General features: G+C 71.0%; 16 protein-coding genes. All 16 read right to left on the reverse strand.

Annotated elements, in window-relative coordinates; all coding sequences use genetic code 11:
- Window positions 1-8 precede the first annotated feature (8 nt).
- The 16 genes from ACIOEW_RS20415 to ACIOEW_RS20490 all read right to left on the reverse strand — a co-directional run bounded on the left by ACIOEW_RS20415 (window position 9) and on the right by ACIOEW_RS20490 (window position 17,255).
- Window positions 9-1,283 (reverse strand): MFS transporter, encoded by a 1,275-nt coding sequence (locus ACIOEW_RS20415; RefSeq protein WP_362550880.1) that lies wholly within the window; start codon window positions 1,281-1,283, stop codon window positions 9-11.
- Window positions 1,280-2,551: a hypothetical protein gene (locus ACIOEW_RS20420; protein ID WP_401965001.1), complete on the reverse strand. Its 1,272-nt coding sequence runs from the start codon at window positions 2,549-2,551 to the stop codon at window positions 1,280-1,282. The genes ACIOEW_RS20415 and ACIOEW_RS20420 overlap by 4 nt, the downstream gene beginning before the upstream one ends.
- Window positions 2,548-3,855: an ATP-grasp domain-containing protein gene (locus ACIOEW_RS20425; protein WP_401965002.1), complete on the reverse strand. Its 1,308-nt coding sequence runs from the start codon at window positions 3,853-3,855 to the stop codon at window positions 2,548-2,550. Before ACIOEW_RS20425 ends, ACIOEW_RS20420 begins: the two co-directional genes overlap by 4 nt.
- Before the next feature lie 59 nt (window positions 3,856-3,914).
- Window positions 3,915-4,901 (reverse strand): cysteine synthase A, encoded by a 987-nt coding sequence (gene cysK / locus ACIOEW_RS20430; protein WP_401965004.1) that lies wholly within the window; start codon window positions 4,899-4,901, stop codon window positions 3,915-3,917.
- Window positions 4,902-4,942: 41 nt separating this feature from the next.
- Complete coding sequence (epsC, locus tag ACIOEW_RS20435; RefSeq protein ID WP_401965005.1) at window positions 4,943-5,551, reverse strand: serine O-acetyltransferase EpsC; 609 nt, start codon at window positions 5,549-5,551, stop codon at window positions 4,943-4,945.
- An 85-nt stretch (window positions 5,552-5,636) separates the two neighbouring features.
- The gene (locus tag ACIOEW_RS20440; RefSeq protein WP_401965006.1) at window positions 5,637-5,927 is read right to left on the reverse strand and encodes a hypothetical protein; all 291 of its coding nucleotides are present in this window, start codon (window positions 5,925-5,927) and stop codon (window positions 5,637-5,639) included.
- 40 nt (window positions 5,928-5,967) lie between these two features.
- Window positions 5,968-6,582, reverse strand: coding sequence for an NADPH-dependent FMN reductase (locus tag ACIOEW_RS20445; RefSeq protein WP_401965008.1), 615 nt, complete (start codon window positions 6,580-6,582; stop codon window positions 5,968-5,970).
- 23 nt (window positions 6,583-6,605) lie between these two features.
- Window positions 6,606-7,853: an FAD-dependent monooxygenase gene (locus tag ACIOEW_RS20450; RefSeq protein WP_401965009.1), complete on the reverse strand. Its 1,248-nt coding sequence runs from the start codon at window positions 7,851-7,853 to the stop codon at window positions 6,606-6,608.
- Window positions 7,850-9,214 (reverse strand): dihydroorotase family protein, encoded by a 1,365-nt coding sequence (locus ACIOEW_RS20455; protein WP_401965011.1) that lies wholly within the window; start codon window positions 9,212-9,214, stop codon window positions 7,850-7,852. Before ACIOEW_RS20455 ends, ACIOEW_RS20450 begins: the two co-directional genes overlap by 4 nt.
- Window positions 9,202-10,341, reverse strand: coding sequence for an acyl-CoA dehydrogenase family protein (locus tag ACIOEW_RS20460; RefSeq protein WP_401965012.1), 1,140 nt, complete (start codon window positions 10,339-10,341; stop codon window positions 9,202-9,204). The genes ACIOEW_RS20455 and ACIOEW_RS20460 overlap by 13 nt, the downstream gene beginning before the upstream one ends.
- Window positions 10,342-10,355: 14 nt before the next feature.
- Window positions 10,356-11,366, reverse strand: coding sequence for a PrpF domain-containing protein (locus ACIOEW_RS20465; RefSeq protein ID WP_401965013.1), 1,011 nt, complete (start codon window positions 11,364-11,366; stop codon window positions 10,356-10,358).
- On the reverse strand, window positions 11,363-13,162 hold the full coding sequence (gene asnB, locus ACIOEW_RS20470) for an asparagine synthase (glutamine-hydrolyzing) (protein WP_401965014.1): 1,800 nt from the start codon (window positions 13,160-13,162) through the stop codon (window positions 11,363-11,365). The genes ACIOEW_RS20465 and asnB overlap by 4 nt, the downstream gene beginning before the upstream one ends.
- 14 nt (window positions 13,163-13,176) lie before the next feature.
- The gene (locus ACIOEW_RS20475) at window positions 13,177-14,151 is read right to left on the reverse strand and encodes a PLP-dependent cysteine synthase family protein (RefSeq protein WP_401965015.1); all 975 of its coding nucleotides are present in this window, start codon (window positions 14,149-14,151) and stop codon (window positions 13,177-13,179) included.
- A complete protein-coding gene (locus tag ACIOEW_RS20480; RefSeq protein ID WP_401965016.1) occupies window positions 14,151-14,972 on the reverse strand; it encodes an HpcH/HpaI aldolase/citrate lyase family protein in 822 nt (273 codons plus the stop codon). Before ACIOEW_RS20480 ends, ACIOEW_RS20475 begins: the two co-directional genes overlap by 1 nt.
- Window positions 14,969-15,826 carry a TauD/TfdA dioxygenase family protein gene (locus tag ACIOEW_RS20485; RefSeq protein WP_401965017.1) on the reverse strand — a complete coding sequence of 286 codons (858 nt, stop codon included), beginning with the start codon at window positions 15,824-15,826 and terminating at the stop codon, window positions 14,969-14,971. The genes ACIOEW_RS20480 and ACIOEW_RS20485 overlap by 4 nt, the downstream gene beginning before the upstream one ends.
- A gap of 241 nt (window positions 15,827-16,067) precedes the next feature.
- Window positions 16,068-17,255, reverse strand: a complete 1,188-nt coding sequence (locus ACIOEW_RS20490) for a serine hydrolase domain-containing protein (protein WP_401965018.1) — start codon at window positions 17,253-17,255, stop codon at window positions 16,068-16,070.
- Window positions 17,256-17,445 lie beyond the last annotated feature (190 nt).

Raw genomic sequence — 17,445 nt, forward strand, 5'->3', positions numbered from 1 at the left:
CGTCGCTTCTACGCCTGCTGTGACCGGGGGCCCGTGAGCCCCGGCTTCTGCGGTTCGGCCGGCCCGGCGGGCGGCGGCGCGTCCGGCCGGACCGCCCGCTCGGGAAGCCGGGGTTCGAGGCGGATCAGGGTGAGCGCCGAACCGGCGACCCCGAAGGCGAGCAGCAGCCACATGCCCGTCGGGGACAGCGTGAGCAGCGCGGTCAGCGCGGCCGGTGCCAGCGCGGTCGGGACCGCCCAGGACAGCTGGTAGACCGCGAGATGCCGGCCGCGGGTGGCTTCCGGGGCGGCGCTGGCCACCAAAGCCGACGTGGTCGCTCCGTGCATCAGCTCGCCCAGGGTGAACAGCAGCGTGGCCGCGAAGACACCGATCAGTACGGGCGTCCTGGCCGACACGAGGCCCAGCGCGGCGAACGACACGAAGGCCGCGCAGAACACCATCCCGCCGAGTGCGGCGACACGGGTGCGCCGGTAGCGGGTGAGCAACCGGGTCATCGGGATCTGCAGCAGCGCGATGCCCACGGTGTTGGTCGCGTAGAGCACGCCGACCAGTGAATCCGATGTGTTCAGCTCCTGCGTGATGTACACCGGCAGGCTCACCGAGAGCACCATGTAGCCGAACGCTGTCGGCACGTTCAGCGCGGTGAGCAGGAGGAACGGCCGGTTGCGCGCGACCAGCCGGTAGCCCCGCTTCGCCCGTGCGGGCAGCACGGCGTCCGCGGCCCGCGCCTGCGGGATGGACCGGATGAGCGCGGCGGCGGCCAGATAGGCGGCGGCCGTGCTCAGCACGATCGCCTGGAAGGCGGCGCCGAAGCCGAGGGCGAGCACACCGCCCGCGACCAGACCGCCGACGCCCAGACCCGCGTTGCGCAGGCTGCGCTGGGCGGCGAGGAGCTTGTCCCGTGCGGTGCCCTGCACGATCTCCGCGATGAAGGACTGGATCGACGGCGAGAACGACACGTCGCCGAACGCCACCACGGCCACCACCACGAACATCGGTCCGGCCGAGTCCACCAGCGGATACGTCGCGAAGCCCGCGGCACGCAGCACGTATCCGCCCACCACGACCGCGCGGGCGCCGTACCGGTCGATCAGGATGCCGGTGACGGGGTTGCCGACCAGGCCGAGCAGTGCGGCGGCCGTCATGACGGTGCCGACCTGGGTGAGCGACATGCCGGTGACGTGGTGGAAGTACAGCAGCGACAGGGGCAGGTACATGCCGCTGCCGGTCGCGTCGATCACCATGCCGAGCATGTAGCGCGTCTGTACCGAGAGCTTCCTCAAGGCGCCACCGTGATCTCGGTCTGGGCCTCGAAGCGCGCACCCAGCTCCCGGAGTCTGCGCTCGCACTCCGTGCGTGTGGGCGCTGACGCCACGGCGCAGGTGAGGAAGTCCGAGGAGCCGAAGGCGGGCGGGATCACCTGGCCGGCCTCGCCGTAGAGCCAGAAGTGCTCCACCCAGGGCTCGTCCGGTACGGCCGGTACGGAGCGCAGGAGCCCCGGCCGCTTCATCATCAGCACCTGGCCCGCCATGGAGTGCGGCCGCGGCCGCACCCCGCCCCGCAGGCTCTGCTCCAGCAGGGGCAGCGGCAGCCCGAGGGAGGCCCGGGCCGCGTACGCGCCGAGGTTGAAGCCGAACATGGCGTGGAAGACCTCGCGGACCTTGGCGCCGCCCGGCCGGCAGGCGATCTCGCACAGGACGAGCCGGTCGTCCGGGGTGTGGAAGATCTCCGCGTGGAACCCGAAGTCCTGCATTCTGCCGCCGGGGTCGCGCAGGGCGGCCAGGACCCGGTTGGTCAGCGTCAGCAGCCGCTCGGTGAGCGGATCGTCCGGGTCCAGGGTCAGATCGATACGGGCGCCCGGGTCCGATCCGTAGGAGGCCAGGTCGTACTGGTACTGCGAGGGCCAGGCCAGCACGGTCCGCCCCTGGGCCACGAGTCCGTCGACATGGCACATCCGGCCCGGGACGAACGACTCGAGGATCAGGTCGTCACGCGGGGCGCCTGCCAGCACCCGCTCGGTGTGGGCGCGCAGTTCCTCCCGGTCCCGCAGGATGCGCAGGCCGATGGAGTTGAAGCCCGCCCGGTCCTTGAGGACCAGCGGGAAGCCGTGGAGGTCGGCGAAGTCGAGCGCTTCCTGGGCGTTCTGCGGCACGGTGTAGCGGGCGACCTCGACTCCCGCCTTCTCGAGGCGCTCCTTCATCAGGGCCTTGTCCCGGAAGGGCTGAACCTCGGCGGTCCAGGCGCCGGCCAGCCCCAGAGCCTCACGCAGCCAGGCCGCGATGGTCACGTCGCCCTCGTGGAACGCGAGGACGTGCCGGACACCGAACTCGTCCGCGAGCTTCAGCGCCCTGCCGCGCACCTGCTCCTCGTCCTCGAAGTCGTCGAGCATCTCCAGGTGGGTGAAGCCGTGGTTCCCGGTGGGGATCGGCTCGCCGGATATTCTCAGCCGGTCGCGGGCGGCCAGCACGACGACGGCGCCCGTGTAGTCACTCAGCCAGCTCTGATAGGGGAAGGGCTCGAACGGGTTGCGGTGCAGGATCAGCAGGCTCATGCCGCGTCTCCCGAGTCCTGCGTGAGGGCCTCGCGGCCGGCGACACGGGCGCGGGTACTGCCGCCGCCGTCGCGGGCGATCCGGATGTCGAGGGTGTCGCGGATGAGCTCCGCGCCGCGCCGGATCGCGCTTGTCGTGTCCGGGCCGGTGACGGCCACCAGGCCGATCCGGTCCCAGTTGTCCTTGAGGTCACGTACGGCGTCGCCCGGTCCGGCGTTGAGCCGCACGGCGAGGACGTCGGGTTGTCTCCGGGCCTCCTCGACACCGGAGACCGACTCGACCCGCCCCGCCTCGCCGACGAGGAACCGGGTGCTGGCACCGGCGTGGGCCTCGAGCGTGTCCGGCAGTTCCGGCACCAGGCCGAAGGGCCAGCCCAGGGCGTGGGTGACCAGGTCGATGCCGTAGGCGCCCTGCACCAGATCGGTGATGGCGTCACCGGCGATGCGGTTGTGACTCTCGATGATCGCGGGCCCTCGAGCACCGATTCGCACCTCGGTGTGGCAGACCCCGTCCCTGATGCCCATCAGGTCGAGGAAGCCGCTGACGCACTCGCGTACCTGCTGGGCGGCGGCCGGGTCGAGGCGGGCGGGCACGGCGTGCCCGAGTTCGGCGAAGTGCCGGGGGTCGACGAACTTCTCGGTGATCGCCACGACGACGTGGCGGCCCGCGAAGCTGAAGGACTCGACGCTGAACTCGGGGCCGTCGACGTACTCCTCCATCAGGAAGTCCTGAAGGACGAACAGGGTCGAGATCCGGTCGGTGCGCGTGCCGCGCAGCCGTTCCACCTCGGCCCAGACGCGGTCGGCGTCCTCGGGGGCTTCCACCCGGAAGACACCCAGGCTGGCGGTGCCGTCGGTCGGCTTCACCACGAACGGGTACCCGTGGCGGCCGGCGAAGACGTCGAGGTCCTCCCGCTTGACCAGGGAGGCCGCCGCCAGTGCCGCCGGGTCGAGTCCGGCGAGGTGCAGGCGCATGGCCCACTTGTCGCGGATACGGTTCGCCACCTCGAACCCGGTGCCACCGAGGCCGAACAGGTCGTTGACCCGCCCGGCGTTCTCCAGCCCTGCTTCGGTGAGGGAGAGCGCGGCGCCGAAGCCCGGCGACGCCTTCAGCTCCTCGGCGACGGGCCGGACCTCGGACCAGTCGGTGTAGTCGAGGACCCGGGTGTGGTCCGAGAGTCGTTCCTGTTCGGCACTGAGCTTGCTGGGGTGCTGCAGCAGTAAGACGTGGAGGCCGAGTTGCCTGGCCTTCTGCACCGTCTCGTCGTTGGCGCCTACGAGCATCAGTGTGGTGTCCGGATTCAAGCGGTCCGTTCCTTTCCTGCGGGTGATGTGTGGTCGGGCGGGGCTTTCGGAACTCGCCCCTAGGACCTTTCGGCCGTGCCGTCCCCCGGAACGTGGGCGAAGACGCTGAGATAGCGCTCGCCCGTGTCGGGGAGGATGGTCACGATGGTCCTGCCCGCGTTCTCGGGCAGCCGGGCGGTGCGCAGGGCGGCGTGTACCGCCGCACCCGAGGAGACTCCGGCGAGTACGCCCAGGCGCCGGGTGAGCCACCGGGCCGTTTCCATGGCCTCGTCGTCGGAGACGGTCAGCACCTCGTCGATGAGGTCGAGATCGGTGGTCTCGGCGACGAAACCGCCGGTCAGCCCGGGGATGGCATGCGTACCGGCGTAGCCCTTGGACAGTACGGGGGAGCTCTCCGGCTCCACCGCGACGGCCTTGAGCCCCGGATTGTGCTTCTTGAGGAAGCCGGCCGTGCCGCAGAGCGTGCCGCCGGTGCCGATGCCGCACACCAGGATGTCGACACGGCCTTCGGTGTCGGCCCAGATCTCCGGGCCCGTGGTCTCGTGGTGGGCGCGGACGTTGTCGGAGTTCTCGTGCTGCCGGGCGTACCAGGAGTCCGGAGTCGCGCGGTGCAGTTCCTCGGCCCGGTCGATGGCGCCCTGGAAACGGAGCTCGTGGGGGGTCAGCACCACCTCGGCGCCCAACGCCTTGAGCAGGTTGATCCGTTCGGTTGTCGCGCTGTCCGGCAGCACGATCACGCAGCGGTATCCGCGGGCCCCCGAGAGGGCGGCCAGCGCGATGCCGGTGTTGCCCGACGTCGCCTCGATCACGGTGCCGCCGGGCCGTAAAAGTCCGGACGCTTCGGCGCTTTCGAGCATCCACAGCGCGGCCCGGTCCTTGACACTGGCCAGCGGATTGGCCGACTCCAGCTTGGCCAGCACCCGTGTTCCCTCCGCCACCCCGGTGACAGGCAGGGCGAGCAGCGGCGTGTTCCCGATCAGTTCGTCGATGCTGTTCGCGATACGGGGCCGGACACCGGCCAGTACCAGCGGCGGTGATTCGGGCATGTGGGGCTCTCCTCCGACGTCCTTGGCGGTGCGGTCCGGGGTCACCAGGAGCCCGCCGATGCGTTTCGGCGCAGGAGCTCGATGGCGCCCTGCGGGGTGTGCCGGGACGGCGTGGGGGAGGAGCCCTGCGCGTGGACCCTGGCCTTGGCCGGTACGTCCTTGACGACGAGCGTCCGGGCTCCGATGACGGCACCGGCCTCCACGGTCACCGGGCCGAGCACCGTGGCGCCCGCACCCAGCACCACGCCGTCCCCGATGACGGGGTGGCGCCGCTCTCCCTCGGCCCTCCTGTTGTCGTGCCACCAGCCGACCGCGCCGAGGGTGACCTGGTGGTAGATCGTCACGTCGTCACCCACCCGTGCGGTCTCGCCGATGACCACGGCCGCGCCGTGGTCGATGAACACCCTGCGGCCGAGCTCCGCGCCGGGGTGGATCTCCGTGCCGGTGACCGCGCGGACGAGGACCATCAACGCTCGCGCGGTGACCCGGTGTCCTCGCCGGTGCAGCCGGTGGGCGATCCGATGGGTCCAGAGCGCGGGCAGTGCGGGGTGGAGGACGGCTTCCGCACGCGTGAGGACCGAGGGGTCCCGCTCGATGACGGTCCGCAGATCCTCGCTCAGCGTCCCCAGGAGCATCCGTGAGCGACTCACGTGCCGACCTCCGAGTCTGTAATTCTAGTGATCTTTAGATTAGTAGAACGTATGGGACTCCGCAAGAGATCTCCGTCCCGGTCCCTCACTTGACGTCCCGCTCGGCTTCCTTCGGGATGCCGGCCATCGTGTCCTGGTCGAAGTTGACCGCGCTGCACCAGCGGCCCGGTGCCAGGAGCAGCCAGATGTCACTGACGATCGTTCCCTCGATGACCTCGTCGCCGTACGCCCATCCGACGGCCCGGTGACTCACCTGGCTGTCGGGGAGGAGCAGTTCGAGGACGGGGCTCTCCAGCGACGGGCCGGAACGGACGTTGGCGTCCCGCCAGATCGGCCCGGCCGTGAAGGTGCCTGCGGTCTGCTGTTCTTCGGACATCGTTCCTCCTGAGGATGGGGTGAAAGGGATGAGCGGTGGATCAGCTGCGGCTGCCCGCGAGGCGCTGACGGGCCGACGCGGTGGCGTTCACGAACGCCATGGAGAGAACCTGGGAGATCATCACGGCCATTTGGTCGCGCGACTGCCGCTGTTCGGAGGTCATGGCGTCCGTCGGCGCGGCCCCGTCGTCGGCCCAGTCGCGCGCGGTCACCCCGAGGGGCGTCGGCCAGGCGCGCAGGGCGTGGCCGATCGTGCGCAGGGTGGTCAGGGTGGACGCCATGCCCTGCGCCCCCGCGCCGACCGCGACGCAGCCGACCGGCACTCCCTCCAGGAACGCCCGGGGCGCGACCAGGTCGTTGGCGTAGTCCAGCGCGTTCTTCAGGAGTCCGGAGACCGTGCCGTGATAGGTGGGCGAGACGAGCACGAGACCGTCCGCGCGGCCCAGTGCGCGCACGAACCCGCCGATCTCGCCGTCCTCTCCGTCCTGTTCGGACAGACCGGGACGGTAGAAGGGGAACTGCAGCTCGGCCCCGGTGAACACCCGGGCGTCGGCGCCCTGTTGCGCACACTGGCGGGCGCACCAGCGTGCCACCCGGTCAGAGGTCGAGTCCGCCCTCAGCGATCCGCTGACAAGCACTATGTTCGGTGTGTCCACTGTTGCGAGAACCTCCGTCGATGTCATGCGCCGGCCGCGTCGGCGTCCGGCCGGTGGACCGGAGCCCCCCGGCCCCGGTCCGCTTCGGTGGGAGGACCGGCCGTGTCCGGCCGCCAGTCGACGACGTCGAGCGTGGCGGCGTCCTTGCGGCCCCTCTGTTTCATGGCGCCGTCGCGCGCCTGCGCGTGCTCCCGGCTCGCGCCCTGGTCGAGAGCGCCCTGCCGACGCGAGTGCAGGACGATCCGGGTCGTACGCCCGACGCGCCGTGCCTGATAGCGCAGGAGCGCCTCGCCAGGATCGGCGCACTCCCGCAGTGACTGCGCGAGCACGACCGCGTCCTCGATCGCCGTGTTCGCGCCCTGGCCCATCGCGGGCGCCATCGGGTGCGCGGCGTCGCCCAGCAGGGTCACCCGGCCGTCCACCCAGCGGGACACCGGGTCGCGGTCGTGGATGTCCGTCACCGACAGATCCGCGGGGTCCGCGGTACGGATCATCCGCACGACCGGCTCGTGCCAGCCGGCGATGCGGTCGAGCAGCGCCGCCAGCGCGGCCTGCTGCCCCATGGCCGGCCAGACACCCGGCGGGGAGGTGATCTTGGCCGTCCAGTACAGCGTCTCCCCGTCGGCCGGGGCCACGAAGATCTGCACGCCCAGCCCGTTGGCGACGAACGCCTGGGGGTGCAGTTCGGAGCCGACGGCCCGGCCCCGGACCGAGGTGTACCCCAGGTACTGGGGCGGACCGTCCCGCAGCATCGCCGCCCGGATCACGGAGTTGAGGCCGTCGGCGGCCACCAGCACGTCGCCGTCCAGGGCGGTGCCGTCGGACAGGTCCACCGACACCCGCCCGCCGTCCTGGGAGTACCCCTCGACGGCCGTGCCGAGGCGGATGTGCGCCCCGGCGGCGGCCGCTTCCCGCAGCAGCAGGTTCTGCAGCGCCGACCGCAGGATGGGCACCTGCGGCAGGCCGAGGCGCCGGCCCATCTCACCGATCCGTTCCCGGGCCAGGACCCGGCCGGCCGAGTCCATCAGCACGCGCACGTCCTCGGGGCCCACCACGTGTCCGGCGGCGCGGATCCCTCTGCCCAGCCGGGGGCTGATGGCGTCGGCCGCCGCGATGCCGTTCTGATAGAGCAGCAGACCGGAACCGACGTCACCGATGTGTGCCGCGCGCTCGAGCACGGTGACCCCGAACCCCGAGGACGCGAGGGCGGCGGCCGCCGCCAGGCCGCCGATCCCGCCGCCCGCCACGACCACATGGCTGCCGCCGCTCACTGGATCCACCGTCCCTCGTACGAGCCGAACGTGCCGCTGTCGGCATCCCAGACGACCTGGCCGCGGCGCATGGTGCGCGTCACCCGGCCGGTCATCGTCCAGCCCTCGTACGCCGACCAGCCGCACTTGGACCGCATGGTCCGCGCCGAGAGCATCCAGGTGTCGTCCGGAGCGAAGAACACCAGGTCGGCATCGGCTCCGGGCGCGATCCGTCCCTTGTCGCGCAGACCGAAGAGCTCGGCGGGCCGCGTCGACATATGGCGGACCAGCCGCTCGACGGCGACGTCGGGATGCTCGTCGGGCAGCCGTCTGCGCATGCCCGTCCACACCGCGACCGCGAGTTCCTGCACGCCGGGCAGTCCCGGTGGCGAGTCCTGGACCGACCGGGTCTTCTCCTCGATCGTGTGGGGTGCGTGGTCGCTGCCGATCGTGTCGGCCTGACCCGACGCCAGTGCCTGCCACAGCCGGTCCTGGTCGCTCTGCTGGCGGATCGACGGTGAGAGCCGCGTCCGGGCTCCCAGGCGCAGGGTGTCGGTGTCGGTGAACGACAGATGGTGCCCCGTCACCTCGAAGGTGACGGGCAGTCCGGCGGCGCGGGCGGCGCACACCAGATCCGCCTCCTCCCGGCTGGAGAGGTGGAGTATGTGCGCCGCGGTGCCGTGGCGGCGGACCAGCTCGATGACCTTGGCCACCGCCGATATCCCCCCGCTGCGCGGTCGGCGCGCCTCGTAGTCCAGATAGCTGTCGGGGGTGCCCCACCACTCGTCGAGCAGGGCGAACAGTTCGCCGTCCTCGGCGTGCAGCACCAGACGCACCCCGCCCTCCGCCGCTGCGATGAAGGCCTTCTCCAGCTGCGCCGGGTCGCGGAACACGGTGGGAGCCGTATGGTGCCCGGCCATGAAGATCTTCGCGCTGGTGGCGACGGCGGGCTCCAGTCCGGCCAGCGTCTCGGGACGGGCGGGGTCCGCTCCGATGTGGAAGCGGTGGTCGACCAGGGAATGGCCCGCGATCAGCGCGGCCTTCTCCCGTACCGCTTCGGCGGTCAGTGCCGGAGGGCTGGTGTTGGGCATGTCCAGCACCGTGGTGACCCCACCCGCCACGGCCGCCCTGCTGCCGTGCTCCCAGTCCTCCTTGTACGTCAGGCCGGGCGTACGGAAGTGCACGTGGGAATCGATGAGACCGGGCAGGACATAGCTGTCACCCGCGTCGGTGACGGGCACCCCGGGGGGTGGCGCGACACCGGGGTCCAGGACGTCGATGACACGGCCCTCCCTGATCAGCACCGTGCCCGCGCGGACCCCGGTGGGGGTCACGAGCCTGCCGGCGGTGACGGCCAGATCGGCTGGGGTCAGTCGGACCATGTCGAAGCCACCAGCTCTCGGCAGAGTGCGTTGGCCGGTCCCATCAGGGACACGGCCCGAGCGTCGGCCAGCAGCCGGTTGAGGCCCGACGCGGCCGTGTACCCGGCCGAGCCGAGCATTCCGGCCGCCTCCAGACACACCTCCTCGGCCACGACGGACGCGTGCAGCTTGCTGTGCAGCGTGGTCGTCCCGGGGTCGGCCGAGGACCGGGCACCCGCCCGCTCGACCACCGCCCGCGCCGACTCGATCCGCGTGGCCATGGACACCAGCCGGTCCCTGACGACGGGGTGCGCCAACTGGCCGCGGTGCCTCAGGTGTTCGACCAGCAGCTCGAGCGCGGCCTGCGAGGCGCCGACGGCGACCGCGCCCAGGGACGCCCCCGACTCCCGTACTCCGGCGATGATCTGGGCCGCACGGCCTTCGGGGCCCAGCCGGTCCGTCTCGGCGACGACGCACTCGTGCATCGAGACGAACCCGGTGGCCGACCCCCGCATCCCGATGAGGTCCAGGCTCAGATCGGGGGCCAGCCCCGGATTGCCCGCGTCGATGAGGAAGAAGGTCTGTCCGGCCGCGCCGTAACCGCTGCCCAAATCCCCGGACCGCTCACCCGTGCGCACCAGGACGAGGTAGACATCGGCGACGGACGCGGTGGTGGTGAAGGACTTCGCCCCGTTGAGGACCCAGCCCCCGTCGGGCAGGCGGACGGCGGTACTGCTGAGGTCGCGCTTCGCCGCGCCGGCGCCCTGCTCGCTCCACGCGGACGCGGCGAGGCAGGTGCCGTCGGCCAGCCGCGGCAGGAGGTCCCGCTTCTGTGCGGGCGAGCCCCATTCGGTGATCCGGGAGCTCACCGCGAAGTGCTGGAATGCCACGATGGCCAGGGACGGGTTCAGCTGCGCGAGCCGCTCGACGACCCGGTTGACGTCGGTCGCGTCGCCCCCGGCCCCGCCGTGTTCGCGGGGAACGGCGGTGGCGAGCAGACCTGACCCGCGCAGCTCGGCCAGTGCCTCGTGGTCGGGTTGTCCGGTGACGGCGGTCCGGTCGGCCGACTGCCGTAATCTCGCGGCGAGTCCGGGCTCGATGTCGGTATCGGTCCGGACCTCGTGGATGTCGTGGACGGTGACAGGCATGTTCGGCGAACTCCTCACAACGTGGCTGGTGCCGGCGGATCGAGCGACAACGGCCCCTGGAACGTCACCCGCTTGTCGTCGACGGAGGCCCAGCTCAACGCGGCCACCCCGTCGGTGTTCTGGACCGCCGCGGTCACCGCGGTGCGGCCGCCGGGCGTGATGATCTCCAGGCCGTCCGGGCAGCCCAGTTCCTGCGCCACCTGCCACGGCACCGTGCCGGGGATCTGCACGGCGGAGCCGAGACACACCGCGCCGGTCAGCGCGATGGTCGGATGCCACGACGGCACCGAGATGGCCCGTGCGGCGATCCGGCCCTCGTCGACCGGCAGCAGGGCGGCGATCTTGGGGAACGCCCCGCCGGCGGGCCAGCCCAGATGGCTGGTCACCGCGGCGCGGATGCGGGTGAGGGTCCCGAAGAGCGCCTCGCCGCCGGCGAAGAGCGCCTCGGGATCCTTGACGCCCACCGTCCGCGCGTCGAGGAACGCGTACGCGTTGCCCGACGACACCAGAGACACCTGCGCCAACTCGCCGTCGACCGCGATGGTGGTCCGCGGCTCGCCGGTGATCAGCAGGTCCGTCACCGGGATCGCCTCGGGAGGGACGAAGTGGACGGTGAACCGCGCCGTGTCACGGTCGACGGCGTCGACCTCGCACACCACGCTGTCACCGTTGTTGAGGACCTTCACCCGCACCCTGGAACCCACGGAAAGCCTCGGGAGCATCCCCACCCGCTCGGCGACGACGGCCGAGGACAGGATCGAGTGCCCGCACGACCCTCGCAGGTCGAACGAGTGCACGGCGTCCGGCAGCGCCTGTACGAAGCGGTACTCGAGGTCGAACATGGGGTGACGGGACGGACGCACCAGCGCGATCTTGAGCACCTGCGCGTTGCCGGTCGCCTCCAGACGCCGCCGGACGCCGGCCAGGTATTCCAGCAGCGAGCCGTCGTCCTGCGGAACGGCGTCCGCGTCGAGGACCAGCGTCGGGCAGGGGCTGCCTGCCGCGTACGCGAGATGCGCGATCACGAGGCGGCCCCCGCGCCGACTAATCCGGCGGACCCCTGGAACTGGTCCTGCCACACCTCGTACGTCATCAGGGCCCAGATGGTCAGCGCGGTGGTGTCGTCGGGCCGCAATTCCTGCGTCCTGAAGAGGGCGTCGACGGCGTGCGGGTCGAGCCGGCCGGCGGGGCGCAGCCGCCCGGTGGCGAGGGTGTCCCGCGCCATCTCCCACAGCGGTGATCCGGGAGCCAGCATGGCCGTCACGGGAAGCGTGAAAGGCTGCTTCACCCGCTGGTGCACCGCGTCGGGGACCAGTCCGGCAGCCGCACCGTAGAGCGTCCGTTTGACCTTGCCGCCGCCGATCCGGAGCCGGTCGGGCAGCGCCCGGCCCAGCGAGGTGACGCTGGGCTGGCAGAAGGGCAGCCGCGACTCGACGGAGTGGGCCATGCTGAGGTGGTCCACCCTGCGCAGGTGGTAGGCGGGCAGCCGGTGGGCCAGTTCGAAGTCGGTGATGCGTTTCAGCACCGTGCCTTCGCCGTGGCGCAGCCGGTCGAGAGCCGCGGCGGGGATCGGCGGGACGTCCTGGACGAGCAGCCGGTAGTCGTCGGTGTAGAGCGAGTGCCGCCGTGCGGCCGGGACGACGGCCAGCGCGTCTAGGTAGCGCTCGTACCACGGGCCGGCCGGTGCGGACTCGTGTGCCGCGTGCATCCGCGCGTAGCCACCGAACACCTCGTCCGCGGCGTCCCCCGTGAGCGCGACCTTGAACCCGGCTTCGCGCACCGCGGCGAACAGCGCGTAGGTGCTCACGGTGATCGGGTCGGCGTTGGGCTGCCCGAGGTGCCAGACCACGTCCTCGACCAGGTCGGGCAGCGTCGCAGGGTCCAGTTCGACCTGGTGGTAGACGGCGTGGGCGTGCTCCGCGGCCTGCCGGGCGAAGTGCCGCTCCTCGAACGGCCAGGTGCCCCGGTAGGCGATGTTGAACGAGTGCACGGGTCCGCGTTCGGCCGCCAGGGCCGTCACCAGGCTGGAGTCGAGCCCGCCCGAGGTGATCACGGCGACCGGGACGTCGGCCACCAGGAGCCGTCCCACCTCCGTGCGCAGAGTGTCGCGCACCAGCTCGGCAGCCCTGTCCGCGTCGTCGGGCACCTGCGCGGTGGCGTGCGGACGGTGGAGCGCCTCGGGTGCCTCGCCCAGCGTGCACCGCAGTGTGGTCGCGGCCGGCAGGACCTTGATCTCCTGGAACATGGTCTGCTCGCCGAACGGAGTCTTGCTCGCCAGATACGCGTCGAGCCCCGGGCCCCAGACGCCCGTGCCGAGCCCTTCGAAACCCAGCAGTGCCGGGATCTCCGACGAGAAGCGCAGCGACCTGTCCACCGCGTCCCACCGGTAGTAGAGCGGCTTCATCCCCATGTGGTCGGTCACCAGCAGCAGTTTCGGCCGCTCGCGCAGGTCCAGCAGGGCGATGGCGTACATGCCGTCGAGGTGATCGGTGAACTTCTCCCCGTACTCCTCGTACAGGGCTGGGATGATCGCTCCGTCGCAGCGGTCGGCGAACCTGTGGCCGCGCTTCCTCAGCCGGTCCCGCAGGGCGTCGTGGTTGTAGATCTCCCCGTTGAACACGGCCGAGATCCGGCCCTCGATCTCGTACGGCTGTATGCCGCCGTCGAGGTCGATGACCGCGAGTCGGTTACTGCCCAGGCCCCAGCCGGGAGCCCGTGACAGCCCTGTGCGGTCCGGCCCCCCGTGCCGTTGCAGTGCCCCGACCCTCTTCATCTCGTTCGGTGACGCAACGGCGTTGAAGTAGCCGTAGATGCGGCACATTAGCTTCCTCTCCTTCAGGACCGCGGTGCGGACGGCGGGCTGGTCAGATGGTCCGGATCCTCCGAGGCCAGGGACAGATAGCGTTCCCCGGTGTCTGGGAAGACGGTCACGATCGTCGACCCGGCCCAGCGCTCACGCCGGCTCAGCACGCGGCAGGCGTGTGCCGCGGCGCCCGCGGAGACGCCGGTGAGCAGGCCGGTGGCCAGAGCGATCTCCCGGCGCGTGGTGGCAGCCGCCCGGTCCGGCACGGTGACGACCTCGTCGATGACACCGAGGTCGGTGATGTCCGAGACGTAACCCGCCCCGATACCGGGGATCCCGTGCGGTCCGGCTTCCCCGCCGGACAGGACCGCCGAGCGTTCGGGCTCGACGGCGACCACGTGCACGTTCCCGCGCTCCTTGAGGTAGCGGGCCACCCCGGTCAGCGTTCCGCCGGTTCCGACCCCGCACACGAAGACGTCGACCTGCCCGGCGCACGCCCCCCAGATCTCCGGCCCGGTCGTCTCGTAGTGCGCGAGGACGTTGGCCGGGTTGCGGTCCTGGTGGGGCAGCCAGGAGCCGGGGGTCTCCCGGTGCAGTTCCTCGGCGAACTTCCAGGCGGGAAGCAGCCCTTCCTCGTGCGGCACCAGGACGGTCTCCGCACCGAGTTCACGCAGGATCTGGCGCCGTTCCACGGTCGCGTTGTCCGGCAGGACGATGATGCAGCGATGGCCGCGCGCCGCGCACATCGCCGCGAGGGAGATGCCGGTGCTGCCCGACGAGCACTCGATCACCGTGCCGCCGCGGGCGGGCAGCAGGCCCGTCCGCTCCGCCTCGCGCAGCATGAACAGGACCGCCCGGTCCTTCACGTTGAACAGCGGGTTGAACATCTCCAGCTTGGCCAGCAGCCGGACCCCGTCGGGGACTCCGGGCAGCTGTATCTCCATCGTCGGCGTGCGGCCCACCAGCTCATCGAGGGAGCGGACCGGTCGTGCGAAGGATTCCGTCATCACGGTTCACGGACCGGTGCCACGGGGGGAGCGGTCGCTCCCGCGCCGGTGGCCGCCGCCAGGTGGGAGGCCGCCACCTCCTGCAGGTGGGTGATGTCGCTCGACACCGTGGCGAAGGTGAACCCCTCGGCCAGCCGGCGGGCCGCCGTGGAGCCGTCCAGGCAGTGGATCCCGCAGGCGATACCCGCTTCGGCCGCGGCTTCCGTGATATCCGTCAGCGCCTGCTCCAGGCGGTCCTGCACCGCCGGGTCACCGAAGTACGTGGCCCCGAGTGCGACGGACAGGTCCGCCGGGCCGACGTACACCGCGTCCAGTTGCGGGGTGGCGCAGATCGCGGCCAGGTCCTTCAGGGCGCCGGCGGTCTCGATCATCACGATGCAGGCCACCGCGTCGTCCAGCTCCCCGGGAACGGAGCCGAGCCGGAGCTCCGCGCGCACGGGTCCCCCCAGGCTTCGGGTGCCCACGGGCCAGTGGCGGCAGGCGCGGGCGACGACCGCGGCCTCCGCGGCCGTCTCGACCATGGGCACGATCACCGCGCGCGCACCCGAGTCCAGGGCCGCCCCGATGGCGATCGGGTCGACCGAGGGGACACGGATGACCCCCGCCGAACGCCCCATGGCGTCCACGGCGAGCATCGCGGACTGCCAGCCCTGCTGGTGGAGGACACCGTGCTGGCCGTCGACGCCGATGTAGTCGTAGCCGACGCCGGCGATGCGTTCGGTACCGACCGGGTTGTCGCACGCGATCCAGTAGCCGACGAGTCTCTCCCGGTTGCGCAGCCGAGCCACGAACGCGCTCGGGTCCTGCCCCCCGGAGCTCACTGGTCCTCCTCGAGCGCGTAACTGCTTCTGCCGTCCAGGCCCACCGGCGTGTCACCGGTGACCGAGACGCGGTTCAGCACCCGTTTGTGGCTGCCGTAGTCGTTGACCGCGAAGTGCTGGGTGTTGCGGTTGTCGAAGATCAGCACGTCGCCCGGCCGCCAGGTCCACCGCGCCACGTTCTCCGGCCGGTGCACGTAGGACTGGAGTACGTCGATGATCGGGCGGGACTCGCGCAGCGTCAGGCCTGTCAGCCGCTGGGCGAAGCCGCCGAGGAACAGCGACGGCTCACCGGACTCCGGATGCACCCGCACCACCGGGTGCGCGGTCTCGAACCGCTGGGCGAGGAACGCCTTGCGCGTCGCCTCACCGCGGTCGGTGCCGAGCCGGGGCTGCTCGGCGTGGTTGGTGTGGACTGCCCACAGCCTGTCGGCGATCTCCCTCAGCTCCGACGGGAGTTGCTTGTAGGCCGCCTCGCCGTTGGCGACCAGGGTGTCGCCTCCGTAGGGCGGCAGGACGACGCTGCGCAACGTCGTCCCCATGGACGGAGTCGGTGTGAAGCTGATGTCGGTGTGCCAGTGGTCCGCACGCTGGTCCTCGCCGTCGACCGCGATCACCTGGGGCTTGCCGCCCACGGTGCGCATCATCGGGTGCTTCTGCGTGAGCGGGCCGAACCGGCCGGCGAAGGCCAGCTGGTCCTCGTCGGTGATCTTCTGGTCCCGGAAGAAGAGCACCTTGTGCTCGAGAAGGCCCTGGCGGACCTGGGAGAAGACCGGACCGGAAAGCTCACTGCTCAGATCGACGCCGATCACCTCGGCGCCGATATGACCACCGATCCTACGGATTTCTAAGGACATTCTTGGTTCCCTTCATCGACAGCGGATCGAAGAAGAACAGGTACGGCTAAGGGCCGTCCCGTATTCCCTGGTGGATCAGCGCGCGGCGTCAGATGCGGCGCATCGCAAGGCGGAGGGGCGTCCGCATACTGGATGTATTCGGGCGTTCCGACAACGGAGGGGGTCCCCCGTGCCATTGAGGCCACGGGGGAGGGGTGCCGTAGCTGTCGTCGAGCGCCCGCCAGGGATTACGGGACAGCCCTCAGGCGCCGGATGAAGCTGTGTCGAACTTCCCGACACTGCGGTAGACGGCCTCGATGAGCCGTCGCGGCCGCTCGTCCAGACTTCCCATCACAGGGGAGCCGGCGTTCTGCATATAGCCGAAGGCGATGTCGTACTCGGGGTCGGCGAAAATGTACGACCCGGTCGCCGCGCTGAGGCCGAAAGCGGTGTCGAGGCCGGCCGAGGCCGGGAACACCGGATGATCAGGCACCTGGAAACCCAGGCCCCAGTTGCACTGCGTGAGCGTCACCAGGCAGTGGCCCTCGGAGTGCGGCCGGGTCAGCTCCGCCAGGGTGGCGGGGCTGAGCAGCCGGATGCCGTCGACCTCACCGATCAGCGCGGCCATGAAGCGGGCGAGTGAAGGCGCGCTGGCCCGTGCCCCGTAGGACGGGTCCTCGGCCACCAGTTCCACCACACCGCCGTCCAGCGCCAGGCTGCCCATCATCGAGCGGTAGGTGAGCGAGGCGGTGTCGATGAACGAGGCCAGGTCGATGTCGTCGCCCGCGAACAGCGCCTCGGCCTTGGACTGGAACATGGTGGCGACATGGACCGCGTCCGGATCGGGAACGCCGATGTAACAGTCCAGCCCGAGCGGACCGGCGATCTCCCGGGCGAAGAACCGGCCGACCGTCAACCCGGTCCTGCGACGCACCAGTTCACTCACCAGGTACCCGAAGGTGATGCCGTGGTAGCCGTGTGCGGTGTCCGGCTCCCACTCCGGACGCGCCGCGGCGAGCGCCTCGGCGATCGGGGTGTGGGCCCGCATGGCCTCGTTGGTGATCGGGGCGTGGTCCAGGCAGACCACTCCGGAACGGTGGCTGAGCACCATCCTGAGGGTGATGTGCTCCTTGCCGCCGGCGGCGAACTCGGGCCAGTACTCCGCTACCGGAGTGTCCAGTTCCAGGAGCCCCCGCTCCACCAGCAGCAGCGCCGAAACGGTGACCAGCGCCTTGGTGGGTGAGGCGAGAAGACCGAGGGTCTCGGGCCGCCAGAGGTCGTCGGCGTTCTCGCTCGCGGTGCCGGCCCACAGGTTCACCACCGGCCGGCCGCGGTGGTAGACGCATACTCCGGCCCCCACCTCCGCGCCCGACGCGAAGTTCGCCTCGAACGCCTTCGCCACCTCGGCGAAGGCGTCCTCCACCGACCCGTTCCGCGGAATATCACTCACAGCGCCCACCCTTCGTACTCACGTCGGATCAAACCTTGACGATAGTTTCACCACTCGTGTCCCACTTGAATTCCGGTAATGCGACGCTCGGGCCGGAACGGCATGCCGCGCAGGAGGGGGAAAGTGATCAATGGCCTAGGTCTCCGGTGTCCCCGACCGGCTCGGAGCCTGGAAGTCCATCGGGTGACGG

It is taken from the genome of Streptomyces sp. NPDC087901, assembly GCF_044742205.1.
Taxonomy (GTDB): Bacteria; Actinomycetota; Actinomycetes; order Streptomycetales; family Streptomycetaceae; genus Streptomyces.

What these genes read in the sequence shown, in the direction of transcription:
- cysK (WP_401965004.1), bottom strand. Translation starts at nt 4,901, where the DNA reads ATGCCCGAATCACCGCCGCTGGTACTGGCCGGTGTCCGGCCCCGTATC.
- ACIOEW_RS20440 (WP_401965006.1), bottom strand. Translation starts at nt 5,927, where the DNA reads ATGTCCGAAGAACAGCAGACCGCAGGCACCTTCACGGCCGGGCCGATC.
- ACIOEW_RS20460 (WP_401965012.1), bottom strand. Translation starts at nt 10,341, where the DNA reads ATGCCTGTCACCGTCCACGACATCCACGAGGTCCGGACCGATACCGAC.
- ACIOEW_RS20455 (WP_401965011.1), bottom strand. Translation starts at nt 9,214, where the DNA reads ATGGTCCGACTGACCCCAGCCGATCTGGCCGTCACCGCCGGCAGGCTC.
- ACIOEW_RS20420 (WP_401965001.1), bottom strand. Translation starts at nt 2,551, where the DNA reads ATGAGCCTGCTGATCCTGCACCGCAACCCGTTCGAGCCCTTCCCCTAT.
- asnB (WP_401965014.1), bottom strand. Translation starts at nt 13,162, where the DNA reads ATGTGCCGCATCTACGGCTACTTCAACGCCGTTGCGTCACCGAACGAG.
- ACIOEW_RS20485 (WP_401965017.1), bottom strand. Translation starts at nt 15,826, where the DNA reads ATGTCCTTAGAAATCCGTAGGATCGGTGGTCATATCGGCGCCGAGGTG.
- ACIOEW_RS20475 (WP_401965015.1), bottom strand. Translation starts at nt 14,151, where the DNA reads ATGACGGAATCCTTCGCACGACCGGTCCGCTCCCTCGATGAGCTGGTG.